This window comes from Methyloversatilis sp. XJ19-49 (assembly GCF_024580145.1).
In the GTDB taxonomy this organism is placed as follows: domain Bacteria; phylum Pseudomonadota; class Gammaproteobacteria; order Burkholderiales; family Rhodocyclaceae; genus Methyloversatilis.
This window is the reverse complement of record NZ_JANINI010000013.1, coordinates 1-25,729: the sequence shown is the minus strand read 5'-3', so window position 1 is coordinate 25,729 and position 25,729 is coordinate 1. Positions and strand designations below refer to the sequence as shown.

The window sequence follows — 25,729 nt, the reverse complement described above, 5'->3', positions numbered from 1 at the left end:
TCAACCGTCGTTCTCAGGATGATTTGCGACGGCAGGGGCTTCATGCGATCAGCACCAGCGCGGGTGGAGCGGCACAGCGCGTCGGTGCCATGGCCGGCGGCGCATCGAAACCTGCTCCCTGCAGGTAGAGCGGCTGGTTTGCCGGTGCACCGCGCCGTTTCAGGATGTCGATGCGCAGCACGCCGGCTGCGCGGGCCGACAGTTGCAGCCGCAGTGCCGCAGGCGAGGCGTGCTGTGCCTGCGGCAGCGGACGGAACAGGATGAGCGGAATCGCCGCCTCGCGTACCGCCAGCTGCAGCCGTCGCAGCAGTGCATTGTCGACGCGGTCGAGCCAGCCGACGACCACCGAACAGACGCCTGAACGCAATGCCTGGCGCATTGCCCAAACTCGCTCGCCCGCTGTGTCTGCCCGTACCACGATCAAGTGCCGGGACCGTACGCCGGCAGCCGCCAGCGCAGACACGCCGGGCAGATGTGGCGGCGCCACCCAGACCCGCCAGCTGCCCTCCGTTTCGGCTCCGGCCAGCAAAGGCATCAGCAGCGACAGTTCGCCGTGGCCGCTGCAATCGGTCAGCAATTCGGTCATTTCGCCGACCGGCCAGCCCTGACCCGGCAGAGCGTCATCCAGTGCGGCGTGACCGGTCGGGATGCCATTCGGTACGGTCGGTGACACGTCGCCGGCCCGCCAGAGTGACGGATGCCGGAAGAGACCCCGCGCTTGCGTGGTCATCGCGTCAGACCGGACTGCCATTGCGGATCAGGCCGACCACCACGCCTTCGATCACCAGCGGATCGCGCTGCGTATCGATCACGATGGGTTGGAACTCCGGGTTTTCAGGCAGCAGTTCGACGCGTGAGCCGAGCCGTTTCAAACGCTTCACGGTCACTTCTTCGCTCAGGCGGGCAACGATGATCTGGCCATTCACCGCTTCGTTCGTGGCGTGGATGGCGAGCAGGTCGCCATCGAGGATGCCGGCGTCGCGCATGCTCTGGCCGCGCACCCGCAGCAGGTAGTCGGCGCGGGGTGAAAACATCGCCGGATCGAGCTGGTAGCGCCCCTGCACATGCGCATCCGCCAGTATCGGGCTGCCCGCCGCCACCCGGCCGATCAGCGGGATGCCTGGAGATTCGGTCAGCCGGATGCCGCGTGCACGACCTTCGTCCAGACTGATGACACCCTTGCGCGCCAGTGCCCGCAGATGGCTTTCTGCGGCATTGGGGGAGCGAAAGCCGAATGCCTGCGCGATTTCCGCCCGGGTGGGCGGGCTGCCGCGTTCGCTGACGGCATCGCGTATCAGTTGCAGGATCTGTTGCTGGCGGGCTGTCAGGACGCTTGAGACCATGATGGGGTGCGGGATTGTTCGATGACTGTATTTTTATACAGTTAACGATCACCCTGCAAGCGCTTTGCACTGCGGAAAACGAAATGTCGAGATTTGTTACACGTCAAAATCGAGGCGAAGGTACCCGGAAATGGTTTTTTTTGAAGTGAACTTTATTTCAAGGCCATGAATTAAATAAACTTTATTTTAAATTTGGATGGTTTCAGCACTTTGTGACTGTCTGTACCCTACGACTTAGGTCATGCATCCAGGCGTCGAAGTTTCTGACAGTGCTGCATTGCAGCGAACTTTCCGGGGTCATCCAGACAACAAAAAAGCACCCGAAGGTGCTTTCTTGTTGAACGGCTGGAGCCGATCAGCTCATGCGACGCTTTGCCATCAGACCGATCATGCCCAGGCCGGCCAGCATCATCAGATAGGTGTCCGCTTCCGGAACCACTGTGATGGGAGCGGTGGTGGAAGTCAGGGCGAATACACCGCCGAGGCTGCCGGTCGTCGAACCGGTGACCTTGTAGTAGTAGTCGCCGGCAAGCAGGTTATTGGCGGTGAACAACGTGCCAAAGCTGTATGCAGCCGTGAACGTGTCGACAGCACCCATTTCCTTGTACAGCCACACCATGCTGTCGGCACTCAGGCCGAAGACAGGCGATGATTCGAAAGATATCGCGATCGTCGAGAGCGTCGTGGTGGGGGCGCTCAGCGAAAAAGTGAAAATTTCGGAGAAGGAACCGGTAAGTGATGCGATACCGGTTTCGACCGGAGCGTGAACACCCCAGTCTGTTGCAGCCTGGGCGCCTGATACGGCGAACAAGCCGGTTACGGCTACTGCAAGTAGAGATTTCTTCATTTCCGTGCCTTTCGAGAAAGTGACAGATCGCAAAACAAATTTTTGCAAGAACGACTGTCTGACACAACCATTCGAGACGCTTTCAATTGCAACTGCATGAAACCGGACTCTCTGTGATTGCCTCGGGTGACAGGCGGTCGATCCCGGAGGTTGATAAGCAAGCGGCGTGCCGTCAGAGGGCGGCGATCGCCCGGATTCGGGATTGTTTTCCAAGTTAATGAAATAAAAGGGGTTTTATTTCTTTTCCCTGAGTCGGCCAGCGTGTGGACCTGTGCTTGATCTGTGCTTCATGCCCTTTTTTGTGCACAGCAGCGTCAGCTTTTCTTACAGCGCCTTCATGACTTGTCGCCGGATAGCGCTGGTAGAATCCGCCGCATCATCCGGGAGCCGTTATGCGCGCCGTGCGCGGCTGGGAGGTGTGCATGCTGAATGCAGGACAACCTGCTCCGCTGTTCGAGCTGCCGGACGCCGATTTCGAACTGTTCGATCTGCGTGAACAGATGGCGCGGCATCTGACAGTGCTCTACTTCTATATCAAGGACGATACGCCGGGATGCACCGCTCAGGCGATCGAATTCAGCGATCTCGAAGAACATTTCCGGCGCTGCGGCTGCATCGTCGTGGGGATCAGTCGCGATGAGTTGTTCACTCATGCAGAATTTCGCGACAGACACGGACTGGCGTTCCGGCTGCTGTCCGATGTCGACGCCGAGGTCAGCCGGCGCTATGGTGCGTGGCGCGAACGGGAGGTCGAAGGCAGGTCACGTTTCTGCATGACCCGCTCGACCTTCATCATCGACCGGAAAGGTGTCATACGTTACGCGCAATACGGCGTGAATCCGCGCGGGCACGCAGGAGAAATCCTCGAATGCGTGCGCGCACTTCATACGAAAGGAATCAGGAATGCTCATCACCAAGGACTCGGTCGTCACTCTTAAATACAGCGTGACCGATCCAGACGGAAATCTGGTCGACTCGGGTGCTGCGCCGCTCGCCTACCTGCACGGCGGTTATGGCGGCATCTTCCAGCCGATCGAGGAAGCACTCGAAGGTCAGGCAGTCGGCTATGAAGTGGTCGTCAAGCTGCAGCCGGAAGATGCGTTCGGCGAATACGACGAAGAACTGGTGGAAATCGAGTCGCGCTCGAATTTCCCGGAAAACATCGAAGTCGGCATGCAGTTCGAGCGCGTCAGTCCGGATGGCGAGGAAGAAGGTCTGTACACCGTCACCGACATTACCGATGACCGCATCGTGATCGATGGCAATCACCCGCTGGCCGGCACCGCACTGGTGTTTTCCTGCACTGTGGCCGAAATCCGGAAGGCATCTGCCGAAGAGCTGACGCACGGTCACGTGCATGGCGAGCACGGTCACCAGCACTGATACTTCCCCGACGGCCGTCTGTTGCGCGGCCCGTCGTCGCCGACTCCGTCATACGGTTCCAGTTTTTCCTTTCCGGGAGCATCCATGTCGCGCGTGCTGGTCACCGGGGGTGCGGGCTACATCGGCTCGCACACCTGCATCGAACTCATGTCGGCCGGCCACGATGTGGTCGTGGTCGACAACCTGTGCAACAGCAAGTACGAGTCGCTGCGGCGCGTCGGACAGATCGCCGGTCGCCCGGTCGAGGCGTTCGTGCAGGCCGATGTCCGTGATCGCGGCGCGCTGCGAGCGGTGTTCTCGGCACACGCCATCGACGCGGTCATCCATTTCGCCGGTTTGAAGGCGGTCGGCGAGTCGGTTGCCAAACCGCTCGAGTACTACGACAACAATGTCAGCGGCACCGTGGCGTTGTGCGAGGTGATGGCCGAAGCGGGTGTGAAGACGCTGGCCTTTTCGTCCTCGGCCACCGTCTATGGAGATCCGGCGTCGGTGCCGATCCGTGAGGACTTTCCGACCGGTCCGACGAACCCCTACGGATGTTCCAAGTGGATGGTCGAACACGTGCTGCGCGATCTCGGCGTGGCCGATCCGTCGTGGAGCATCGCACTGCTGCGCTATTTCAATCCGGTCGGCGCGCATGAATCCGGCCTGATCGGCGAAGACCCGAACGGCCTGCCCAACAACCTGATGCCTTACGTGAGTCAGGTGGCTGTCGGCAAGCTGGCGCGGTTGCGCGTGTTCGGCGGCGACTGGCCGACGCCCGACGGCACCGGTGTGCGCGACTACATCCACGTGCTTGATCTGGCGCAAGGCCATGTGCGGGCCATTGACTATCTTCGGAAGCAGACCGGCCTGCTGACGGTGAATCTGGGTACCGGACGCGGTTACAGCGTGCTCGACGTGGTGCGTGCCTTCGAAGTTGCCAGCGGTCGGCCGGTCCCGTACGACATCGTCGAGCGCAGGCCGGGCGACATCGCCCAGTGCTATGCCGAACCCGGCCTTGCAAACCGGCTTCTGGGCTGGGTTGCAGCGCGGGATCTGGCGCAGATGTGCGCCGATGCTTGGAAGTGGCAGCGCAACAACCCGGAGGGCTACGCCTGACAAGGCTTTGTCGGAATCGGGTCAAGAACGGGGTTCCGGCGCGATAGATGGCGACAGAAATTTCGTGTTAGATCACGCTGTAACCGTTTTGACATCTTCACCCAATCGACCCGGGAGAGCCTTCATGCACTTGCAAGCCGTGTTCGAAAAAGCCCACGCCACAGCCAACGAATCCAGTGCGGAAATCTTCCGCCAGTTGCTCGACGCACTCGAACACGACGCACCTTTCGACCTGCAGCAGCTGTACCGGCTTTCGTATGGCGACTTCGACATCGCCCTCAATGCGCTGCGCGAGTGGCGTTCCCAGCGCTACGTCTGGATGCTCGAACACGAAGGCGTCCAGCCCTGGCGAAGCCATCTGAGCTGAACCCTGCCTGCGCGGGACCTGTCACGGCATCGTGATGGGGCTGTGTTAACCTCGGCTCATGCTTCGCTGTTCACGTCTCTCCCGCGGTTTCACATTGATCGAGCTGATGGTGGTGATCGCCATCATCGGCGTGCTCGCCACCATGGCCATGCCGATGGTGGAACTGGCACGCGTGCGTGCCGATGAATCCGAACTGCGGACCGCGCTGCGGCAGATCCGTACCGCGCTCGACGACTACCGCAAGGCCTGGGACGAAGGCCGCATCGAAAAGAAGGTCGGTGCCAGCGGCTACCCGCCCAGCCTCGATGTGCTGGTCAGTGGCGTGAAGGACGTCAAGCAGCCGAACGACGTCAAGATCTATTTCCTGCGCCGCATCCCGCGTGACCCCTTTCACACCGACAAGAGCACGCCGCCGGAACAGACCTGGGGGCTGCGCAGCTATGCCAGCCCGCCGGACGAGCCGACGCCGGGTGCCGACGTGTTCGACGTGTTCTCGCTGTCCGGCCGCACCGGCCTGAACGGCATTGCCTACCGGAACTGGTGAATGCGCAAGCCCCTGTTTTCACGCGGTTTCACGCTGATCGAACTGCTGGTCGTCATGGCCATCATCGCGGTGTTGCTGACGCTGGCCGCGCCGCGCTACTTCGAACATCTCGACCGCTCGCGCGAAGCCACGCTGAAGCAGACGCTTGCGGTCACGCGCGATGCGATCGACAAGTTCCGCGGGGATCGCGGTGCATATCCGCAAAGCCTGCAGGAACTGGTCGAACGCCAGTATCTGCGCAAGTTGCCGTTCGACCCGGTGACCGACAGCGCCGACACCTGGATCGTCGTGCCGCCGCGTGACACCGCGACCGACAGCGGCGTGGCCGATCTGAAGAGCGGGGCCGAAGGCACGTCGCGCGACGGCACGGCCTTTTCCGAGCTGTGAGCCGATGAGTGGGCGCCTGCGCCGGTTGACGCAGCAGCGGGGCTTTTCCTACCTGCTGCTGCTGTTCGCCGTCGCCGCCCTCGGTATCGCCAGCGCCGGCAGCGCGCTGATGTGGAGCACGCTGGCGCAGACCGAACGCGAGCGCGAACTGCTGTTCATCGGCGGCGAGTTTTCGCGTGCGCTGCAGCGCTACTTCGACGCGTCGCCGGCCGAACCCAAGCGCTACCCGGCCACCCTGCAGGATCTGCTGGAAGACAAACGCCAGCCGACGCCGCTGCGCCATCTGCGCAAGCTCTATTTCGATCCGATGACGCGCAGTCAGGACTGGGGCCTGGTCATCAGCGGCGGGCAGATCCGCGCGGTCTACAGCAAGTCGGAACAACCGGCCCGCATCACGCTGCTGCCGGCCTGGGTCGATGCCACCGGCGACAAGGTCGCCAGCTCGCTGAAAAATGCGGCGCCTGCTCCGGGTGCCGCTGCGCCCTCCACCGCACTCAACGCCGCGCCGCTTGCGCGCGGCAAGCCCGGTGAGCGTCGCCATGCCGACTGGCTGTTCGTGCCGATGCCCAGCGGCGGCACGGCAGCGAATGTGGCGACAGGCGGATCCGGAGCCAGCGGGCCCTTTGGGGGATCGTCTGACGAAGGCTCACCCACCGGCGGATCGCCGACCGACCCGGCCAGCCCTTCGGCAACGCCCGGCCGATCGCTGCAGGAAATCTATACCAGCGGAAGCAGCGCGCCTGCTGGCGCCGGGATGCGGTGATCTGTCCGCATACGCCGACATCAGTCGTCAGAACAGCCAGGCGGCCAGCGCGATGCCCAGCATCATGAAGGCGATGGCCACCTTGGCGACTGCGGCCAGCAACATGCCCAGCCAGGTGGCCAGCCCGACACGCGCTGCCTGAAGCGCATCGCGGCGGGCGATGAATTCGCCGATCGCAGCGCCTGCCAGCGGCGCAAACAGCAGTCCGATCAATCCGCCGAACAGCCCGACCACGGTGCCGATGGCTGCCCCGACGAGTGCCAGCGGACTGGCGCCGACCCGCTGGGCGCCGATCACGCTGGCCGCGAAGTCGATCAGCCAGGCCAGTACGGCGAGGGCGCCGAGCACAGCGAGTGTCACGCCGCCGATGCGCTGGAAATCGTCCAGCCAGGCCACCATCAGCAGGCCACCGAATACCAGCGGAATGCCGGGCAGGGCGGGCAGCACGACGCCGGCCAGCCCGACCAGCACCAGCAGGCCGGCGATCAGCCACAACAGCAGATCGGCCGCGCTCATTGCGCGAAAGCCGCGACAGCGTCGTCGACCACGGCCAGCAGGTTGCGCGATCGGGCATGGACTGCGCGCAGGCGGGTGGCATCGTTGCCGCCGCCCCTCACCATGCGGTGCAGGGATTCCAGCGCGGCGCGGCTGCCCAGGGCGTCGGCTGCCGGGGCAAGGCGTTCCAGCGTGAGCGCAATGTCGTCCCGCAACGGCAGCGCGGCGTGGCTGCGCGGATGCACCATCAGGCCATCCAGTCCGAAGCGGCAGGCCTGGAAGCGGTTGTAGGTGTACACGAGGTAGTCGTCCTCCAGTGGATCGGGTTCGTCGCCGGCCAGGATGCTGAAGCACAGCGCCTGCAGATAGACCGCAATCGCGGCGGCGCGCTCCACGGTCAGCGGCGTGTCGCACACGCGCAGCTCGATCGTGCCGTATTCCGGCTTCGGACGGATGTCCCAGTAGAAATCCTTCATGCTGCGCACGATGCCGGTGTCTTCCATCTTCGAGAAGTAATCGCGCTCGAAGCGCCCCCAGTCGAGCACGAAGGGGGCGCGGCCGCTGAGCGGAAAGGCGAACACGGAATTGAGTCGGGCCGAATCGAACAGCGTGTCGCTGCCCTGCGAGAACGGTGACGACGCCGACAGTGCGATGAAGTGCGGCACATAGCGATTCAATGCGTGCAGCACGCGCAGCGCGCTGTCGGCATCGGGCATGCCGATATGTACATGCTGGCCGAATACGGTGAACTGCTTGGCCAGATAGCCGTACAGCCCCGACAGGTGCTGGAAGCGCGGCGTCGAGAAGATGCGCCGCTCGGTCCAGTGCTGGAAGGGGTGCGTGCCGCCGCCGCACAGCGACACATTCAGCCGGGCCGATGCGGCAAGCAGCATGTCGCGCATCGCTTCGAGCTGCTTCAGCAGGCTCGCGTGACGGTCCTGGATGTCGGTTGCCACCTCGATCATGCAGTCGGTCATTTCCGGCTTGATGTCACCGGGAAAGCGGGTGCGTTGCGCCAGTTCAAGCAGGTCGGTGGCCGCCGAGGCGAGGTCGCGATCGTGTTCGCCGACCAGCTGCAGCTCCAGTTCGACGCCCATGCTGAGCGCCGACGAAGCGTGGAAGGTTTCGAGTGACATCAGGCGCGCTCCTCATGCTGCGCTTCGCCAGCCAGCATCAGCGCCCACTGGGCAAACAGCGGGCCGACGAACTCCATCACGATGACCATGCCGGCGATCGCCGACAGTGCGCCTTCGGCAAGGCCGAAGCCGGCACTGCGACTGTATTCGAGCAGCAGCAGCGCGAAGGTCGACAGCGGCGCCAGCGCGAAGCCGGTCAGCGAACCCTTGCGCGTGCTGGTGCCGCTGACGTGGGCGAACGCAGCGGTCGCCGCCACCTTGGCGGCGATGCGCCCGGCGGACATCAGCACCGCCAGCGCCAGCGCAGTCGCGGTGGTGGGCCAGGTTGCCATCCCTGCGACGAATACGAACAGGAACACCGTCAGCAGATCGCCCAGCACCCCGAAATTGCGCTGCGCCGGCGTCAGCAGCAGCTTGCGGCGGCGGATCAGGATGCCCAACGTCAATGCGGCGAGCAGCGGCGATACATTGACGCCCTGTGTCAGCAACGTCACCAGCATGACCGCCAGCGCGAACACCGTCGTCACGCCACGTTCGTCGGCGCGCAGCCGGCGCAGCAGCCAGGGCAGCGGAATGCCGATCAGGATGCCGCAGCCGACCGATACCGCGAGGATGGCCGCACTGTTCCAAAGCGCATTGACCAGGCTGCCCGATTCCAGAAGTTGCCAGTAGCCGATGGCGCCTTTCATCAGCAGCACCGAAATCAGGCAGTTGATCGCGCACAGGTGCAGCGCCCGTTCGGTTACCTGACCGGAACAGCGCAGGTCATTCACCACCCGCACCAGCGCGGCGGGCGACGTCGCGACCGACAGCGCGCCCAGCACCATGGCGATATCGTCCGGCTGACCCATGGCGAGTGCGATGCCGCGCACCACGAAGAAGGTCAGCAGCGATTCAGCGATACCGCTGACCAGCAGCCAGGGGTTATTGACCAGCCAGCGCAGGTTGATGCGGTGACCCAGCTCGAACAGGAACAGGCCGAGCGCGAAATTGGCCAGGAAGGACAGGGCGGCCGTGGTTTCCGCATCGGCCTGAACGGTGTTCAGCGCGCTGCTGACGATGCCGGCCAGCGAGTAGGCGCACACCCGAGGCACACCCAGGCCGCGATGCGCCAGTTCGCCCGCCAGCCACGCGGTCAGCAGAACCGCCGGCCAGCCGACCAGCTCGAAAATGCGTCCGGCTTCAAAAACCATGGCGCGCCCTCCTGATTGCGCGTGATGCGCGCACATGCAAGGAGCCGCACCCTTCAAGGTGCGGCGGCGGAGTGTTCGGGGGAGTCGGGCCGCTCTGCACGCGGCCTCTGGTATGAGCAGTACCGGCAAGCACCGGTCCGCGGTTACAGGCTCTGTTACATCCTTTGCGGGACGCGCAACCGTATCACACGGTGGCGACCGGGATCTTGCCGATGCGGGTCTGCCATTCCTTCGGTCCGGTGTCGTGCACCGAGGTGCCGCCGGCATCCACCGCCACGGTGACCGGCATGTCGACCACATCGAACTCGTAGATCGCTTCCATGCCCATGTCCGCGAAACCGAGCACGCGCGCACCCTTGATCGCCTTCGACACCAGATAGGCGGCGCCGCCCACCGCCATCAGGTAGGCGCTCTTGTGCTTGCGGATGGCCTCGATCGCGACCGGGCCGCGCTCGGCCTTGCCGACCATCGCGATGAGACCCGTCTGCGCAAGCATCATTTCGGTGAACTTGTCCATGCGCGTCGCCGTCGTCGGGCCGGCCGGGCCGACCACCTCGTCGCGCACCGGATCGACCGGGCCGACGTAGTAGATGACGCGGTTGGAGAAATCGACCGGCAGCTTTTCGCCCTTCGCCAGCATGTCGGAGATGCGTTTGTGCGCGGCATCGCGGCCGGTCAGCATCTTGCCGTTCAGCAGCAGGGTCTGGCCCGGCTTCCACGACGCAACCTCCGCCGGTGTCAGCGTGTTCAGGTCGACCCGCTTCGAATTCTTCGTGTCCGGCTGCCAGGTCACGTCCGGCCAGTCTTCCAGGCGCGGCGCTTCGAGCACGGCCGGACCGGAGCCATCGAGATGGAAATGCACGTGGCGGGTGGCTGCACAGTTCGGGATCATCGCCACCGGCAGCGACGCAGCGTGCGTCGGGTAGTCGAGAATCTTCACGTCGAGCACGGTGGCCAGGCCGCCCAGCCCCTGGGCGCCGATGCCCAGCGCGTTCACCTTCTCCATCAGTTCCAGCCGCAGTTCTTCGACGCGCGTGAGCTTTTCGCCGCGCGCCGCCTTCTCCGCCAGGAACTGGATGTTGATTGGCTCCATCAGCGATTCCTTGGCCAGCAGCATGGCCTTTTCCGGCGTGCCGCCGATGCCGATGCCCAGCATGCCCGGCGGGCACCAGCCGGCGCCCATGGTCGGCACCGTCTTCAGTACCCAGTCCACGATGGAATCGGACGGGTTCAGCATGACCATCTTGGACTTGTTTTCCGAGCCGCCGCCCTTGGCGGCGCAGATCACCTCGACGTGGTCACCCGGCACGATTTCGTAATGGATGACCGCAGGCGTGTTGTCCTTCGAATTCTTACGCGCGCCCGCCGGGTCGAGCAGCACCGAGGCGCGCAGCGTGTTGTCCGGGTGCAGGTAGGCGCGACGTACGCCTTCGTTGACCATGTCGGTCACATTCATCGTGGCGTCCCAGCGCACGTTCATGCCCACCTTCAGGAAGACCACAGCGATTCCCGTGTCCTGGCAGATCGGCCGGCGACCTTCGGCGCACATGCGCGAATTGGTCAGGATCTGCGCGATCGCATCCTTCGCCGCCGGCGACTGTTCCCGCTCGTAAGCCGCGCCCAGCGCCTGGATGTAGTCCAGCGGGTGATAACAGGAAATGAACTGGAAAGCGTCGGCGATCGACTGGATGAAGTCGTCCTGACGGATGGGCTGGCTCATGGGAAAGGTCCTCTTGAAGCGGCCGCGGATAGCGGCCAGTCACGACGCTCAGTGATGCTGCCTGTTCAGCAGCAGCGTTTGCGTCATCAGCTTGTCGGTGTAGGCCATGGCGAGTGCCGACACGACGAACACCATGTGGATCACCACCTGCCACAGCACGACGCGGTCGGTCAGCTGCTCGGCGTTGATGAAGGTTTTCAGCAGGTGGATGGCCGAAATGCCGATCAGCGCAGTGGCCAGCTTCACCTTGAGCACGCCGGCGTTCACGTGCGACAGCCATTCCGGCTGGTCCGGGTGGTCTTCGAGATTGAGCCGTGACACGAAGGTTTCGTAGCCGCCGACGATCACCATGATCAGCAGGTTGGCGATCATCACCACGTCGATCAGGCCCAGCACGATGAGCATGATGTCGTTTTCGCTGAGCGACCCGATCTTGTGGATCAGGTGCGACAGCTCGACCATGAACAGGTAAACGTATACGGCCTGGGCCACGATCAGACCGAAGTAGAGCGGCGCCTGCAACCAGCGGCTGGCGAAGATCATGCTTTTCAGTACACGTCCTAGATTGAGCATATTTGACGCAAGTCGGGCAAAAGATCGAGCGCGATATTACCATCCGCACCTGACGGTTCCGGCGGGTGACACTTCAGTAAGGGCGTTGTAAGCCCTCCGGGCTGTAATAAACGGAATTCGAGCGCACCCATGCGCCTGACTTCGGCCCACAAGGCCGTGCTTGCATTGCTGCGTGAGCCCGCAAGCGTGCAGATTTTGATTCGATGGAGGAGGTCGTATGTCAGAAGCATCCGAAGTTCACGTGTATCACCCCCCGCAGGCGCTGGTCGACGGTGCCGCCGTGTCCGGCATGGACGCCTATCGCGCGCTGTGTGCCGAAGCCGAGCGCGACTACGAAGGCTACTGGGCGCGCCTGGCGCGCGAACACGTGAGCTGGCAGACGCCGTTTACCCGTACGCTGAACGAAGACAACCGTCCGTTCTTCAAGTGGTTCGAAGACGGCAAGCTGAACGTGTCCTACAACTGTCTCGACCGCAACGTCGAAGCCGGTCTGGGCGACAAGACAGCCATCATTTTCGAAGCCGACGGCGGCGCCGTCACCCGGGTCACCTACAGCGACCTGCTGGAGCGCGTGTGTCGGCTGGCCAATGCGCTGCGCGCCAAGGGCGTGAAGAAGGGTGACCGGGTCGTCATCTACATGCCGATGTCGATCGAAGGCATCGTGGCCATGCAGGCCTGCGCCCGCATCGGCGCCACCCACTCGGTGGTGTTCGGCGGCTTTTCGGCACAGTCGCTGCGCGACCGCATCAGCGACGCCGGCGCGGTCATGCTGATCACCGCTGACGAACAGTGCCGCGGCGGCAAGAACATTCCGCTCAAGCCCATCGTCGACGAGGCGTTCGGCATGGGCGGCTGCGAAGCCTGCTCGACCGTCATCGTATACAAGCGCACCGGCGGCACCTGCAACATGGTCGCCGGCCGCGACGAGTGGCTGCACGAAATCACCGAAGGCCAGGCCGCCACCTGCGCTCCGGAGTGGGTCGATGCCGAACACCCGCTGTTCCTGCTCTACACCTCCGGTTCGACCGGCAAGCCAAAGGGCGTGCAGCATTCGTCGGGCGGCTATCTGCTGCACGCCATCCTTACGATGAAGTGGACCTTCGACATCAAGCCGTCCGATGTCTTCTGGTGCACCGCCGACATCGGCTGGGTGACCGGCCACACCTACATCACCTACGGCCCGCTGGCCTGCGGCGCGACCGAAATCGTGTTCGAAGGCGTGCCGACCTATCCGGACGCCGGCCGCTTCTGGAAGATGATCCAGGACCACAAGGTGAGCGTGTTCTACACCGCACCGACCGCCATCCGCTCGTTGATCAAGTCTGCCGACGCGAACGCGGCCGTGCATCCGAAGAGCTTCGACCTTTCCAGCCTGCGCATCCTGGGCTCGGTCGGCGAGCCGATCAATCCGGCCGCCTGGGAGTGGTACTACGAGAACGTCGGTGGCAGCCGCTGCCCCATCGTCGATACCTTCTGGCAGACCGAAACCGGCGGCCACATGATCACGCCGATGCCGGGCGCCACGCCCATGATCCCCGGTTCGTGCACGCTGCCCTTCCCGGGCATCCAGGCCGCCATCGTCGATGAGACCGGCAACGATGTACCGTGGGGGCAGGGCGGCATTCTGGTGGTCAAGAAGCCGTGGCCGTCGATGATCCGCACGATCTACGGCGACCCGGACCGCTTCGTGAAGAGCTACTACCCGGCCGACTTCCAGGGGCGTTACTACCTGGCGGGCGACGGCGCGATCCGCGACGCCAAGACCGGCTACTTCACGATCACCGGCCGCATCGACGACGTGCTGAACGTATCGGGTCACCGCATGGGCACGATGGAGATCGAATCCGCGCTGGTGTCTCACCCGCTGGTGGCCGAAGCCGCAGTGGTGGGTCGTCCGGACGATCTGACCGGCGAGGCCATCTGCGCCTTCGTCGTGCTGAAGCGTTCGCGTCCGACCGGCGATGAGGCGAAGCAGATCGCCACCGAGCTGCGCAACTGGGTGGGCAAGGAGATCGGCCCGATCGCCAAGCCGAAGGATCTGCGTTTCGGTGACAACCTGCCGAAGACCCGCTCGGGCAAGATCATGCGCCGCCTGCTGCGCTCGATCGCCAAGGGCGAGCAGATCACGCAGGACACCTCGACGCTGGAAAATCCGGCCATCCTCGAACAGTTGGCGCAAGCCCTCTGATCGAAAGCCGGGGGCGGCGCATCTGCGCCTGCCCCCGGTGGCTGGGCGCCCGGCGAGCGAGGAGCGGCCGGGCGTGCATCACCCCGACAACAACACGGGCAGGCATCGAGCGACTGCGTCTGCAGCAACACCCTGAAGCCCGTTGTCCCGATTACCGCGGCCTGATTTCACCGAACATGCTGCCGAGCACACGCTGATGCAGTTGTCCGAACGCCATCGCGAGTACTGGCGCAGGAATCTTCGCGTCACGCTGGTGCTGCTCGTCATCTGGTTCACCGTCACCTTCGTGCCGGTGTTTTTCGCCCGCGAACTCAACGAATGGTCCTTCCTCGGCTGGCCGCTCGCCTTCTACATGGGCGCCCAGGGTTCGCTTATCGTCTACGTTCTGATCATCGGCTACTACGCGCGGGTGATGAACCGCTTTGACCGCGAGTACGGCGTGAACGAGGACGTCTGACCATGCCGCAGCGGCAGTCGGCGTTCTACCGCCAGCTCAAGAAGATGTACGCCTGGTACGCCGGCGGCTTCGCGCTGTTCGTCGTGCTGCTGTCGCTGGCCGAAGGCATGGGCATGTCGTCGCGCTGGATCGGCTACGTGTTCATGTTCGCCACCATCGCGCTGTATGCCGGCATCGGCGTCATGAGCCGCACCGCCGACGTGTCGGAGTACTACGTCGCCGGCCGGCGCGTGCCGGCCATGTTCAACGGCATGGCGACCGGTGCGGACTGGATGTCGGCCGCGTCCTTCATCGGGCTGGCCGGCACGCTGTACTTCGGCGGTTATCAGGGTCTGGCCTTCGTCATGGGCTGGACCGGCGGCTACTGTCTGGTGGCACTGCTGCTCGCACCCTATCTGCGAAAGTTCGGCGAATTCACCATCCCGGACTTCCTCGGCGCGCGCTACGGCGGCAACGCGGCACGCATGATCGGCGTGTTCGCCACCATCCTCGCGTCGTTCACCTATGTGGTGGCGCAGATCTATGGCGTCGGCCTGATCACCAGCCGCTTCGTGGGGCTGGAATTCGAAGTCGGCGTATTCGTCGGCCTGGCCGGCATCCTGGTGTGCTCCTTCCTCGGCGGCATGCGCGCCGTGACCTGGACCCAGGTGGCGCAGTACATCATCCTCATCGTGGCCTATCTGCTGCCGGTGGTCATCCTGTCCACCAAGGTGACCGGCGTGCCGGTGCCGCAGGCGGTGTACGGCGGCGTGCTGCAGAAGCTCACGACGACCGAGCAGACGCTATTTTCGTCGCCGCGCGAGGTCGAGGTGAACGCGATGTACAAGGCGCGTGCCGAAGCCTTCGACGAAAAGATCAAGGGTTTGCCGGCTTCGCTCGAAGCCGAACGAGCTGCGCTGACCGTCCGCCTCGACGAACTGAAGCAGGAGAATGCCTCGGCAAAGGACATTTCGTCGGCCGAAAAGGCGCTGAAGTACATGCCCAGGGACGAGGCAGAAGCGCGCAAGCGCTGGACCGAAGCGCGCGCTGCCGCTGCCGCGAAGTCTGCGCCGCCGCTGCCGCACACCGCCGCCCATGCCGGTCGCGACGAGGCCGAATCGAGCCGCAAGCGCCTCAATTTCATCGCGCTGGTGATCTGCCTGATGATAGGCACCGCCTCGCTGCCGCACATCCTGATGCGCTACTACACGACGCCCAGCGTCAAGGAAGCGCGCGAATCGGTTTTCTGGTCGCTGTTCTTCATCTTCCTGCTGTACGTCACCGCGCCGGCCTACGCCGTGTTCGCCAAATTCGAGATCTATACCAACCTGGTGGGTTCGACGATTTCGACCTTGCCCGGCTGGGTCGCCTCGTGGGGCAAGGTCGGGCTGGTGAAGATCGAGGACATCAACGGTGACGGCATCCTGCAGCTGGCCGAACTGACCTTGAACACCGACGTGATCGTGCTCGCCACGCCGGAAATCGCCGGTCTGCCCTATGTGATTTCCGGTCTGGTCGCAGCCGGCGGTCTGGCCGCTGCGCTGTCCACCGCCGACGGCCTGCTGCTGACCATCGCCAACGCCATGTCGCACGACGTCTATTACAAGGTGATCGACCCGAACGCGTCGACCCAGCGCCGTCTGGTCATTTCCAAGGCGCTGCTGCTGGTGGTCGCACTGGTCGCCGCCTACACCGCATCGCTGAAGCCGGACAACATCCTGTTCATGGTCGGTCTGGCGTTCTCTATCGCCTCGTCCGCCTTCTTTCCGGCGCTGGTGTGCGGCGTGTTCTGGAAGCGTGCCAACAAGGCCGGCGCCGTCAGCGGCATGGTGGCCGGCCTCGCCATGTGCCTCTACTACGCATCGCTGACCCATCCGTTCTTCGGCGGCAGCATCGCCAATGCCTGGCTGGGCATCGAACCGATCTCCTGCGGCTTCTTCGGCATCCCGTTCGGCTTCGCCGTGCTGGTCATCGTCAGCCTGCTGACCCCGGCGCCCGACACCGCCACGCAGGAGTTGATCGAACACCTGCGCTACCCGCGCCTGCCGCACGACCGCATCGACCCGCTCCCTGCGCGCAATCCGGGGCCCTGACGGCCGCGCCGGGGCGCTTTCTGCTATAGTCGCGCGCTTCGCGGAGAGGTGGATGAGTGGTTTAAGTCGCACGCCTGGAAAGCGTGTTTAGGTGAAAACCTAACGCGGGTTCGAATCCCGCCCTCTCCGCCAAAAATGAGTCGCGAGCGTTCCAGCACGCCTCGTCGTACTCCCTGAAAGCCCCGGTCGACCATGTGGTCCGGGGCTTTTCTGTATCCGGACATCGGCGATTTGGATCGATATCCAGCTTCGCTCAACAAGTTCGACAAGTCGCAAATGGCGTGGATCCGATGTCAGGTCAGATTCAGCTTCCGCAATCAGTGCTGGCACCGTCGGCAACTCGCAAAGCGGACGGGTGAGGACCTGAGGCGTCACTCTTGTGCATCACACTCAGACTGAACGGCCTCAGCCGGCCGGGATACCGGCTGAGAAACACCGCCTGGTCGGCGAGATGGCAACCGTCCATCTTCCAGGCTCAGTTCATGCCCGGAGCGATTCACCATGCAGCGGCCTGCGCATGGCGACTGGCTCGAGGGGAGGTGCCGGTTCTGTGGGCACTCCGGCCCTGGTTGCCCTGTACCGGCCTTCGGGGTTGAAGCGTGTAGCGGCAGGGGCGAACCCGAAAACCACCTGAAGGGCTCCGGGCCACCGCTATGTACGGTAACGCACAGAGCGACCAACGCTGCGCTACCCACAATGCAGCGATTGCGTCCGCCAAAGCGTCGGTTCGAGCGTCAGGCGCGGTTTGCGGCTCATTTCCTGCGCGGTCAAACCCGCTTCAAACCGGGCGGAGCGACCTCGCGGCTGATGTCCGGAGCCACTCAGGTGCTCTGTGTGCAGGGTGTGCAGACTCCATCACAGCGCTCTGCAGACCTCAGAGGTTCAAACCGGTTTGACCACGAAGCCAACGACATTGAAGAACAACACGCTGTCCACGGGCGGGAACTTGCCCAAGTGCCCCACCGGAATTGTTGGCCTTGACGAAATAACGGGCGGCGGACTGCCTGCGGGACGGCCAACCCTCGTCTGTGGCAGCGCAGGCTCCGGAAAAACCATGCTTGCCATGGAATTCCTCGTGCGCGGCGCGACGCAATATGGCGAGCCCGGTGTGTTCATGATGTTCGAAGAGAACGTGGCCGAGCTGACGGCCAATGTCCGCTCGCTCGGTTTTGATCTGGAGAAACTCGCGGCGCAGAAGAAGCTCATCCTCGATCACGTCCATATCGAGCGCAGCGAGATCGAAGAGACAGGCGAGTACGATCTTGAGGGCCTGTTCATCCGGCTGGGTCACGCCGTCAAGTCAATTGGCGCGAAACGCGTGGTCCTCGATACCGTCGAGGCCCTGTTTTCCGGCCTGCCCAATCACGCCATTCTCCGCGCGGAGTTGCGACGCCTTTTCCGCTGGCTGAAGGATCACGGCTTGACGGCCGTCATTACCGGCGAGCGCGGCGACCAATCGCTCACACGCTACGGGCTGGAGGAATACGTCGCCGATTGCGTGATCATCCTCGACCAGCGCATTCACGAGCAGATATCCACCCGGCGGCTGCGCGTGTTGAAGTATCGCGGCTCGGCGCACGGAACGAACGAGTATCCCTTCCTCATCGGCGAACGTGGCCTTTCGGTGCTGCCGATCACCTCGTTGCGGCTCGACCATGAGGTTTCGACGAAGCGCATCCCCACGGGTATTGCCCGGCTGGACGAGATGCTCGGTGGCCAGGGCGTCTTTCGCGGCAGCAGCGTCCTGGTCTCGGGTTCTTCGGGCACTGGCAAGAGCAGTGTCGGCGCCAGGTTCGCCGACGCCGCATGCTGCCGCGGTGAGCGGGTGCTGCTGTTCGCCTACGAGGAATCAAGCGCCCAGATCATCCGCAACATGGGGTCCATCGGCATCGACCTCGGACCTTGGGTCAAAAAGGGCTTGCTTCAGATCCACTCGTCACGCCCGACGCTGCAGGGGCTGGAGCAGCACCTGGTGATGATGCACGACGCCGTGAGGAGCTTTCACCCGAGCATTGTGGTGGTCGACCCGATCGGCAATCTCTCGCTTGACCGCGACACGTCGGCAGTGAAGCCCACCTTGATGCGCCTCATTGACTTCCTCAAGCAGCAGCAGATCACCACGCTTTTCACGAACCTCACTTCAGGGGGGGGAGAGACGACGGAGAATTCGCAGCTCGGGGTCTCTTCGCTCATGGACACGTGGCTGCTGCTGCGCAACGTCGAATTCAATGGCGAACGCAACCGCACGATCTACGTGCTGAAGTCGCGCGGCATGGCACATTCGAATCAGGTCCGCGAGTTCGTGCTCAGTGACAAGGGTATTGAGCTGGTGGATGTCTACCTTGGTGCCGAGCATGTGCTGACAGGGACGGCGCGCGTTGCGCAGGAAGAGTTGGAGCGCGCCGCCGCCGCACTGCGCGAAGAGGATCATCAACGCAAGCTGAGTCGGCTTGCGAGCAGGCAAAAGGCAATCGAAGCACAGATCGCCGCACTGCGCTGCGAGGCGGAAGTCGAATCCGCCGAGGTTGTCTTCAGCCTCGCGCGCGAGACGCTGTATCAAAGAACGGCGCAGCAAAGCACCGACGTCATGGCACACCTGCGCGGCGCCGACAAGACAGGCAGCGGCCTGAAGAAAGGAAAGCGATGAGCAAGACCGTCGCCTTCGAGCTACGGCTGTATGTCGCCGGTCAGACCGCAAAGTCGATTGCTGCCTGTGCCAATCTGCAGCGTATCTGCGAGATGCACCTTGCCGGGCAGTACCGGATCGAGATCATCGACCTCATCAAGAACCCCAAGCTCGCAGCGGGCGATCAGATCCTCGCCGTGCCCACGCTCGTGCGCCGCTTGCCCAAGCCGATCACGAAGATCATCGGCGATTTGTCCAACGAAGAGCGTGTGCTCGTTGGTCTCGATGTGCGGCAGATATAGCGCGGACTGCTCATGAGAAAGCAACCTTCGACCCTGCGCACGCTGCTTGGCATTGAAGCCGCTGCTGCGAAGCTTGACAGCGCGCGCTACGTCATGCGGCTTTACGTCACCGGCTCGACCCGCAACTCCGAGCGCGCGATCGTGAACGTTCGCAGGATTTGCGAGGCGCATCTGCAAGGGCGCTACGACCTGGAAGTCGTGGATATCTCTCAGCACCCGGAACTGGCCGAAGGCGAGCAGATCATCGCCGCCCCAACCCTGGTCAAAAAGCTGCCGCTGCCGCTGCGGCGCTTCATCGGCGACATGTCGCACACGGAAAACATCCTGCTGGGGCTCGATCTGCGCAAGGCCGGCGATCGGGCCACTACCGACGAAGGTCACTGACCCGCCGTGCGCGCCAAATCTGCCAGCGCCGCGACGCTCCTCGCGCAAAATACCGATCTGCTCGCCCGACTGGAGGAGGTGGAGGACACGCTGCAGGCCATCCGAAGCGGGGTGGTGGATGCGCTCGTCGTTGAAACCGCTGCAGGCCCGAAAATCTTCCGCCTTGAAGGCCTGGATGCCGAGTCAAGCCGCTTTCGCGGCGAAATCCTCGCGCAAGTCAGCGATGCGGTCGTCACCATCGACAACGACCAGCGCGTGACATTTCTCAACGCCGCGGCCGAACGTCAGTATGGTGTCTCTGCCCCCAACGCACTTGGGCGCCGACTTTCCGAAATCTATCAGTATCGCTGGCTGCGTCCGGAAGACGAAGCAGCCGCGATGACTGCTCTGCGGGAGACCGGCTTCTGGTGCGGCGAGAACGTCCACGTGAAGCGCAGCGGCGAAGCAATCGATGTCGAGTCTTCGGTGAGCCAGTTGCGCGCGGAAGATGAAACCTTTTCCGGCCTGCTGGCCGTGATCCGCGACATCACCGGGCGCAAGAAGGCGGAGCAGGAGCATCAGCGTCTCGAGGCGCAATTGCGCGAATCGCAGAAACTGGAGGCGATCGGGACCCTGGCGGGCGGTGTCGCCCACGACTTCAACAACATCCTGGGCACCATATTGATCAATGCCGAATTGGCGCGGCAGGACGCCTCATACAACTCTCAGGCACTCGTGAGCCTGACTGAAATCGAAAAGGCCAGTCACCGCGCCAGAGATCTGGTGCAACAAATTCTGACTTTCAGCCGACGACAGGTGACGTCGCACCAAGTGGTCTCGATTCCTTCTATCGTCACGGAGAGCGTTCGCTTGCTGCGTGCAGGGTTGCTCGGAGGAATTCGGGTCGAGTGCCACTGCGCCGCCGATACGCCTTTCGTACTTGGCGATTTGACTCAATTGACACAGGTGCTGCTGAACCTGGGTGTCAACGCTGCGCAAGCGATGGAGGGCCGGCCCGGAACCATCGAGATTCGCGTTGATGGCGTGACGTTCGACGAAACCTCGGCGCGCCCCGATCCTGCCCAGCGGCCGGGCCGTTACACCCGGATCGTCGTCAACGACACTGGACACGGGATGGACGCAGCGACGCAACGTCGCATCTTCGAACCGTTTTTCACGACAAGGCCATCAGGCAAAGGCACAGGATTGGGCCTGTGCGTGGTGCATGGCATCGTGCAGGCTCACGCAGGGGCGATCGTTGTGCACAGCGAGCCGGGCAAAGGCAGCAAGTTCGAGGTGTATCTTCCGGGCACGAACGACATGGCTGCTGCGCCAGACCCGATCGAAAGAGCGGGGCAGGCTGCCGAAGGCCGTGGCCGGCTGATCCTCTACATCGACGACGATCAGGCGCAGCTGTATGCAAGCAAGCGGATGATCGAACGCTGGGGCTATCGCGTCAGCGCCTACATCGAACAGCGGGAGGCGCTTGACGCAGTGCTTTCCGGCAAGGTTTGCGCCGACCTGGTGGTGACCGATTACAACATGCCAGGTACATCGGGCCTTGAGATCGCGAAGGCGATTCGCGATGCCCTGCCGGATTTGCCGGTGATCCTCATCTCGGGGTACGTCACCGAGGAATTGCGCACACAAGCCGCAGCAGCCGGGGTGCGCGAACTTATTTCCAAGCCCCAGGACCTGGAAGAACTGCGCGATGCAGTGCAGAACATCTTCTATCCTCCTGGCAAGCGGCTTGGCCGAGATCGGCCTTGACCGGGCATCGAACCGGCAAGCTCGCTCAACTGGCAGGCGCTGAAATGTCACGCCCGTCGGCTACATGACCACCGATGCAAGAAGCGTTCTGTGCGAGATCGTCCTGGCCGGCAAGCAACTGATGGGTAAGGCGCGCGACGATTTTCCGGGCAGCCACTTGCTGATCTTCTGGCGAGGCAACCTTGCCGGGCCCGCGTGAAGCTGCGCGCGACATGACTTCAAGCTGATCTGATCCAGCCACTGGTACGCTGTCCTTGCATGTCCGCGGTCGATACCTTGATCGGGTGACGCGTCATCCTGTTACTGTTCGGCCACCTGCCGACCCGACAAGGATTCCATTGGACGCCCTGCCTGTCCTGCCGCCTGCCCTGCCGGGTGAGCGACTGTCTTTCGACGGACTGAACTGCTACCGCGCCGGTGACGGCCCGCCGATGCTGCTCGTCCACAGCATCAACGCGGCCGCGTCGGCGGCAGAAATGCGACCGCCTTACGAGCGTTACGCCGCGACCCACACTGTCTATGCCATCGATCTGCCGGGCTATGGCTTCAGCCCGCGCGAAGACCGGGTGTATTCGCCGCGGCTGATGACCGACGCGCTGCACACGGCGGCGCGGCACATCCGTGCCTTGAGCGGCGGGGCAAAGGTGGATGGACTCGCCGTGTCACTCGGTTGCGAGTACCTCGCACGGGCGGCGGCCGAGCGTCCGGACGACTGGCGCACGGTGGCGCTGGTCAGCCCGACCGGCCTGAATGGCCGCACGCCGCGGCGCGGCGAGCCGTGCAGCACGCGGGCGGTTCCCGGGATGTACGCCACATTGAGTGCTCCGCTGTGGGCCGACTGGCTGTTCCGCCAGCTGACGCGACCGGGCGTGATCCGCTACTTTCTGGAGCGCACCTGGGGCGGCAAGAACATCGACGAGACCATGTGGGCGTACGACGTGCTGACCACGCGCCAGCCCGGTGCGCGCTTTGCGCCCCTTTACTTCCTGTCCGGCGGCCTGTTCAGCGCCGACATCCACACCGTGTATGAAGCCATCCCGCACCCGGTGTGGGTCAGCCATGGGGTGCGCGGCGACTTCACCAACTACACCGGCATGGACATGGTGACCGGCGGCGGCAACTGGACGGTTACCGTGTTCCAGACCGGCGCCATGCCGTACTTCGAGGTGCCGGATGCGTTCTGCACCGCCTTCGACGCCTTCCTGCAGTCGCCCGCCGCGGCGAAATGACGCCCCCCCGGACACACCCCCGGACACCGCCCGGCAGGTGTGCTTCGGGTCAGCGCGCGCCGGCGGAAAACACCGACAGATCCTGCGGGCCGCCGTTCGAAATCGCCTTCCGGTAGGCGGGGCGGGCGCGCAGACGTTCGACGTAGGCCTGCAGTGCCGGGTAGTCGCACAGCCAGCCGCGGCACTCACTGAATTCGAGGGCCCATCCCAGATTGATGTCAGCCGCTGAAAATCCGGATTCGAGCAGGTAATCCCGTCCGGTCAGCGCGTCTTCGGCGAACTGGTGGTTCTTCGCGGTTTCCACGTCGAAGAAACCCATCAGGTCGGGGTTGCCGCGACCGGTCCACGCATCGACCAGGTCGACCAGCAGGCCCGGGAACAGCGTGCCTTCGGCAAACGCCAGCCACTGTTGGTACGGCCCGTACTCGGGCGACGTCGGCTTCACGCTGAGCCGGCCGTCGGCGCACACATTGCAGATGTATTCGATGACCGCTTCGGACTCGACGATCTTCTGCCCGTTGTGCTGGATCACCGGCGCCTTGCCCAGCGGATGCACCGCCTTCAGCGAATCCGGCGAGCGCTGGCTGTCCGGGTCGCGCAGGTGCTTGACCAGTTCGTAGTCGATGCCCAGTTCCTCGCACAGCCACACGATACGGTGCGAACGCGAGTTGTTCAGGTGATGAACGATAAGCATGGTTCTTCTCCTCTTCTGATCCATCGTTGTCAGCGTCGGACGCGGCGCGCATGTGCATCAGATCGCCGCCGCATCCCCGCACTTCCAGCATAGATGACAAGCGTTCGACCGGCCTGTTCCGGCACATTGCGCCGCGAGGGACTAGGCTGAGCGGTCGGCCGGATCGGTTTGCGATCCGCCATCGCTCTTGGAGGACCTGCCATGACATCCGACACACGGACCGAACGCGACGCGTTCGGCGACATCGAGGTACCGGCCGGCGCGCTGTGGGGGGCGCAGACACAGCGTTCGCTGGCGCACTTCCACATTTCCACCGAGCGCATGCCCGACGCGCTGCTGCACGCGCTGGCCCGGGTAAAGCGCAGCGCAGCGCAGGTCAATGGCGAACTGGGCCTGCTCGACGCCGAACGCGCCGAGGCCATCGCCGGCGCGGCCGACGAAATCCTGGCCGGCGCGCATGCCGATGCCTTTCCGCTGTCGGTGTGGCAGACCGGCTCCGGTACGCAAACCCACATGAACATGAACGAGGTGCTGGCCAATCTGGCGTCGGAGCGCATGGGGGGCGGCCGGGGTGAGGCGCGTCGCGTTCATCCGAACGACCACGTCAATCTGGGTCAGTCGTCGAACGACATCTTTCCCACCGCGATGCATGTCGCCGCTGCGCTGGCCGTGACGCATACGCTGTTGCCGGCGCTGGCGGCGCTGCGCGCCACGCTGGACGGCAAGTCATCGGCGTTCGCCGACATCGTGAAGATCGGCCGCACCCATCTGCAGGACGCCACGCCGCTGACGCTCGGGCAGGAAATGTCGGGCTGGGTGGCGCAGCTCGCGCTGGCGGAGCAGGGCGTGCAGGCCAGCCTCGACGGCCTGCTCGAGCTGGCGGTCGGTGGCACCGCGGTCGGCACCGGTCTCAACACCCATCCGGAATTCGGCCGGCGGGTGGCCGCCCGCCTTGCGTGCGACACCGGCCTGTCGTTTCGTCGCGCAGCGAATCCCTATGCCGCGCTGGCCGGACATGAAGCGCTGATGACCGCGCATGGTGCGCTGAAAACCCTGGCCGGTGCGTTGATGAAGATTGCCAATGACGTCCGTTGGCTGGCCTCCGGCCCGCGCTGCGGATTGGGCGAACTGGTGCTTCCCGAGAACGAGCCGGGCAGTTCCATCATGCCGGGCAAGGTCAATCCCACGCAGTGCGAGGCGCTCACCATGGTGTGCTGCCAGGTCATGGGCAATGACGTGGCCCTTGGCATTGGCGCAGCTTCAGGTAGTTTCGAGCTTAATGTATTCAAACCATTGATTTCTAATAACTTCATGCAGAGCGTTCGTCTGCTGGCCGATGCCATGGCGAGCTTCGATGCCCACTGCGCCCGCGGCATCGAGCCGGACCGCGCACGCATCGCCGACCTGCTGTCGCGCTCGCTGATGCTGGTGACCGCGCTCAGCCCGCACATCGGCTACGACCGCGCCGCCGCGGTCGCACACCACGCCCACGCGAACGGACTGAGCCTGCGCGAAGCGGCGCTGGCGCTCGGCGCGGTCAGCGCCGAACAGTTCGATGACTGGGTCAGGCCCGAACGCATGGTTTGAGCGGTGTCGCCCTTGTGGGAGCGGCGATCCACGGCTGGCCCTGCATGGCCAGCCGGCTTCGCGGGCGGCGAGCAGTGCTCGCCGAAACCCCCGCTCCGCCCTCGCCGCGATGCGCACCTCGCACTGCGATGGTCACCGCACCGATCGCGAGGGGGCCGTCGCTCCCCCAGTCGCTGCGCTTGAGGGCTCGCTGTGGTCTCTCGGGACGCCGCCCTTGTGGGAGCGGCGATCCACGGCTGGCCCTGCATGGCCAGCCGGCTTCGCGGGCGGCGAGCAGTGCTCGCCGAAACCCCCGCTCCGCCCTCGCCGCGATGCGCACTTCGCACTGCGATGGTCACCGCACCGATCGCGACGGGGCCGTCGCTCCCACAGTCGCTGCGCTTGAGGGCTCGCTGTGGTCTCTCGGGACGCCGCCCTTGTGGGAGCGGCGATCCACGGCTGGCCCTGCATGGCCAGCCGGCTTCGCGGGCGGCGAGCAGTGCTCGCCGAAACCCCCGCTCCGCCCTAATACCGTTCAGTTAAGGTCTTTTTTCAGAACGCGGACGGTGTAGCGCTTTGGCCGGGCTTTGACAACACGGGGGCATTGACG

General features: G+C 63.9%; 26 protein-coding genes and 1 tRNA gene. 18 read left to right on the top strand and 9 right to left on the bottom strand.

The window, feature by feature from the left end; all coding sequences use genetic code 11:
* Positions 1-40: 40 nt before the first annotated feature.
* The 3 genes from imuA to NMQ16_RS15185 all read right to left on the bottom strand — a co-directional run bounded on the left by imuA (position 41) and on the right by NMQ16_RS15185 (position 2,190).
* Positions 41-730: a translesion DNA synthesis-associated protein ImuA gene (imuA, locus tag NMQ16_RS15195; RefSeq protein ID WP_257081703.1), complete on the bottom strand. Its 690-nt coding sequence runs from the start codon at positions 728-730 to the stop codon at positions 41-43.
* Between the two features lie 4 nt (positions 731-734).
* A complete protein-coding gene (gene lexA / locus NMQ16_RS15190) occupies positions 735-1,343 on the bottom strand; it encodes a transcriptional repressor LexA (protein WP_257081702.1) in 609 nt (202 codons plus the stop codon).
* 355 nt (positions 1,344-1,698) lie between these two features.
* Entirely contained in the window at positions 1,699-2,190 is a 492-nt protein-coding gene (locus tag NMQ16_RS15185) for an FxDxF family PEP-CTERM protein (protein WP_257081701.1), read from the bottom strand.
* A gap of 422 nt (positions 2,191-2,612) precedes the next feature.
* On the opposite strand from NMQ16_RS15185, the gene NMQ16_RS15180 reads away from it, so the two are divergent.
* From NMQ16_RS15180 to NMQ16_RS15150, 7 genes are all read left to right on the top strand, one after another.
* Complete coding sequence (locus NMQ16_RS15180) at positions 2,613-3,128, top strand: peroxiredoxin (protein ID WP_257081807.1); 516 nt, start codon at positions 2,613-2,615, stop codon at positions 3,126-3,128.
* Positions 3,094-3,573 carry a peptidylprolyl isomerase gene (locus NMQ16_RS15175; protein ID WP_069037435.1) on the top strand — a complete coding sequence of 160 codons (480 nt, stop codon included), beginning with the start codon at positions 3,094-3,096 and terminating at the stop codon, positions 3,571-3,573. Before NMQ16_RS15180 ends, NMQ16_RS15175 begins: the two co-directional genes overlap by 35 nt.
* A gap of 84 nt (positions 3,574-3,657) precedes the next feature.
* On the top strand, positions 3,658-4,674 hold the full coding sequence (galE, locus tag NMQ16_RS15170; RefSeq protein WP_257081699.1) for a UDP-glucose 4-epimerase GalE: 1,017 nt from the start codon (positions 3,658-3,660) through the stop codon (positions 4,672-4,674).
* Positions 4,675-4,798: 124 nt separating this feature from the next.
* Entirely contained in the window at positions 4,799-5,041 is a 243-nt protein-coding gene (locus NMQ16_RS15165; RefSeq protein WP_069037433.1) for a hypothetical protein, read from the top strand.
* Between the two features lie 58 nt (positions 5,042-5,099).
* Positions 5,100-5,585 (top strand): type II secretion system protein, encoded by a 486-nt coding sequence (locus NMQ16_RS15160; RefSeq protein ID WP_257081698.1) that lies wholly within the window; start codon positions 5,100-5,102, stop codon positions 5,583-5,585.
* Positions 5,586-5,972 carry a type II secretion system protein gene (locus NMQ16_RS15155; protein WP_257081697.1) on the top strand — a complete coding sequence of 129 codons (387 nt, stop codon included), beginning with the start codon at positions 5,586-5,588 and terminating at the stop codon, positions 5,970-5,972. It begins immediately after the preceding gene.
* A gap of 4 nt (positions 5,973-5,976) precedes the next feature.
* On the top strand, positions 5,977-6,735 hold the full coding sequence (locus NMQ16_RS15150; protein WP_257081695.1) for a general secretion pathway protein: 759 nt from the start codon (positions 5,977-5,979) through the stop codon (positions 6,733-6,735).
* Between the two features lie 27 nt (positions 6,736-6,762).
* Here the strand turns inward: NMQ16_RS15150 and NMQ16_RS15145 are convergent, their stop codons facing one another.
* The 5 genes from NMQ16_RS15145 to NMQ16_RS15125 all read right to left on the bottom strand — a co-directional run bounded on the left by NMQ16_RS15145 (position 6,763) and on the right by NMQ16_RS15125 (position 11,852).
* Positions 6,763-7,251, bottom strand: coding sequence for a DUF456 domain-containing protein (locus tag NMQ16_RS15145; RefSeq protein WP_257081694.1), 489 nt, complete (start codon positions 7,249-7,251; stop codon positions 6,763-6,765).
* Positions 7,248-8,366: a YbdK family carboxylate-amine ligase gene (locus NMQ16_RS15140; RefSeq protein ID WP_257081693.1), complete on the bottom strand. Its 1,119-nt coding sequence runs from the start codon at positions 8,364-8,366 to the stop codon at positions 7,248-7,250. Before NMQ16_RS15140 ends, NMQ16_RS15145 begins: the two co-directional genes overlap by 4 nt.
* Entirely contained in the window at positions 8,366-9,559 is a 1,194-nt protein-coding gene (locus NMQ16_RS15135; RefSeq protein WP_257081692.1) for a cation:proton antiporter, read from the bottom strand. The genes NMQ16_RS15140 and NMQ16_RS15135 overlap by 1 nt, the downstream gene beginning before the upstream one ends.
* 184 nt (positions 9,560-9,743) lie before the next feature.
* Positions 9,744-11,279, bottom strand: coding sequence for a fumarate hydratase (locus NMQ16_RS15130; protein ID WP_257081691.1), 1,536 nt, complete (start codon positions 11,277-11,279; stop codon positions 9,744-9,746).
* 48 nt (positions 11,280-11,327) lie between these two features.
* Positions 11,328-11,852 (bottom strand): TIGR00645 family protein, encoded by a 525-nt coding sequence (locus NMQ16_RS15125; RefSeq protein WP_257081689.1) that lies wholly within the window; start codon positions 11,850-11,852, stop codon positions 11,328-11,330.
* Between the two features lie 217 nt (positions 11,853-12,069).
* On the opposite strand from NMQ16_RS15125, the gene acs reads away from it, so the two are divergent.
* From acs to NMQ16_RS15075, 10 genes are all read left to right on the top strand, one after another.
* Entirely contained in the window at positions 12,070-14,040 is a 1,971-nt protein-coding gene (gene acs / locus NMQ16_RS15120; protein WP_257081687.1) for an acetate--CoA ligase, read from the top strand.
* A gap of 142 nt (positions 14,041-14,182) precedes the next feature.
* The gene (locus tag NMQ16_RS15115) at positions 14,183-14,497 is read left to right on the top strand and encodes a DUF4212 domain-containing protein (protein ID WP_373566802.1); all 315 of its coding nucleotides are present in this window, start codon (positions 14,183-14,185) and stop codon (positions 14,495-14,497) included.
* Positions 14,498-14,499: 2 nt separating this feature from the next.
* Positions 14,500-16,569: a sodium:solute symporter family protein gene (locus NMQ16_RS15110; RefSeq protein ID WP_257081686.1), complete on the top strand. Its 2,070-nt coding sequence runs from the start codon at positions 14,500-14,502 to the stop codon at positions 16,567-16,569.
* Positions 16,570-16,611: 42 nt separating this feature from the next.
* Positions 16,612-16,701: transfer RNA gene (locus tag NMQ16_RS15105), tRNA-Ser, on the top strand.
* A 700-nt stretch (positions 16,702-17,401) separates the two neighbouring features.
* Positions 17,402-19,216: a circadian clock protein KaiC gene (gene kaiC, locus NMQ16_RS15100; protein WP_373566801.1), complete on the top strand. Its 1,815-nt coding sequence runs from the start codon at positions 17,402-17,404 to the stop codon at positions 19,214-19,216.
* Positions 19,213-19,497 carry a circadian clock KaiB family protein gene (locus NMQ16_RS15095; RefSeq protein WP_257081684.1) on the top strand — a complete coding sequence of 95 codons (285 nt, stop codon included), beginning with the start codon at positions 19,213-19,215 and terminating at the stop codon, positions 19,495-19,497. The genes kaiC and NMQ16_RS15095 overlap by 4 nt, the downstream gene beginning before the upstream one ends.
* Before the next feature lie 93 nt (positions 19,498-19,590).
* The gene (locus NMQ16_RS15090; RefSeq protein WP_257081683.1) at positions 19,591-19,881 is read left to right on the top strand and encodes a circadian clock KaiB family protein; all 291 of its coding nucleotides are present in this window, start codon (positions 19,591-19,593) and stop codon (positions 19,879-19,881) included.
* Positions 19,882-19,887: 6 nt separating this feature from the next.
* Entirely contained in the window at positions 19,888-21,630 is a 1,743-nt protein-coding gene (locus NMQ16_RS15085) for a response regulator (protein WP_257081681.1), read from the top strand.
* A gap of 64 nt (positions 21,631-21,694) precedes the next feature.
* Positions 21,695-21,829 carry a hypothetical protein gene (locus NMQ16_RS15080; RefSeq protein ID WP_257081679.1) on the top strand — a complete coding sequence of 45 codons (135 nt, stop codon included), beginning with the start codon at positions 21,695-21,697 and terminating at the stop codon, positions 21,827-21,829.
* A gap of 139 nt (positions 21,830-21,968) precedes the next feature.
* Positions 21,969-22,859, top strand: coding sequence for an alpha/beta fold hydrolase (locus tag NMQ16_RS15075; protein ID WP_257081678.1), 891 nt, complete (start codon positions 21,969-21,971; stop codon positions 22,857-22,859).
* 49 nt (positions 22,860-22,908) lie between these two features.
* Here NMQ16_RS15075 and NMQ16_RS15070 read toward each other — a convergent pair whose 3' ends face one another.
* The gene (locus NMQ16_RS15070; protein WP_257081677.1) at positions 22,909-23,553 is read right to left on the bottom strand and encodes a glutathione S-transferase family protein; all 645 of its coding nucleotides are present in this window, start codon (positions 23,551-23,553) and stop codon (positions 22,909-22,911) included.
* Between the two features lie 201 nt (positions 23,554-23,754).
* Between NMQ16_RS15070 and fumC the strand changes: the two genes are divergently transcribed.
* The gene (gene fumC, locus NMQ16_RS15065; RefSeq protein WP_257081676.1) at positions 23,755-25,140 is read left to right on the top strand and encodes a class II fumarate hydratase; all 1,386 of its coding nucleotides are present in this window, start codon (positions 23,755-23,757) and stop codon (positions 25,138-25,140) included.
* Positions 25,141-25,729: the final 589 nt, after the last annotated feature.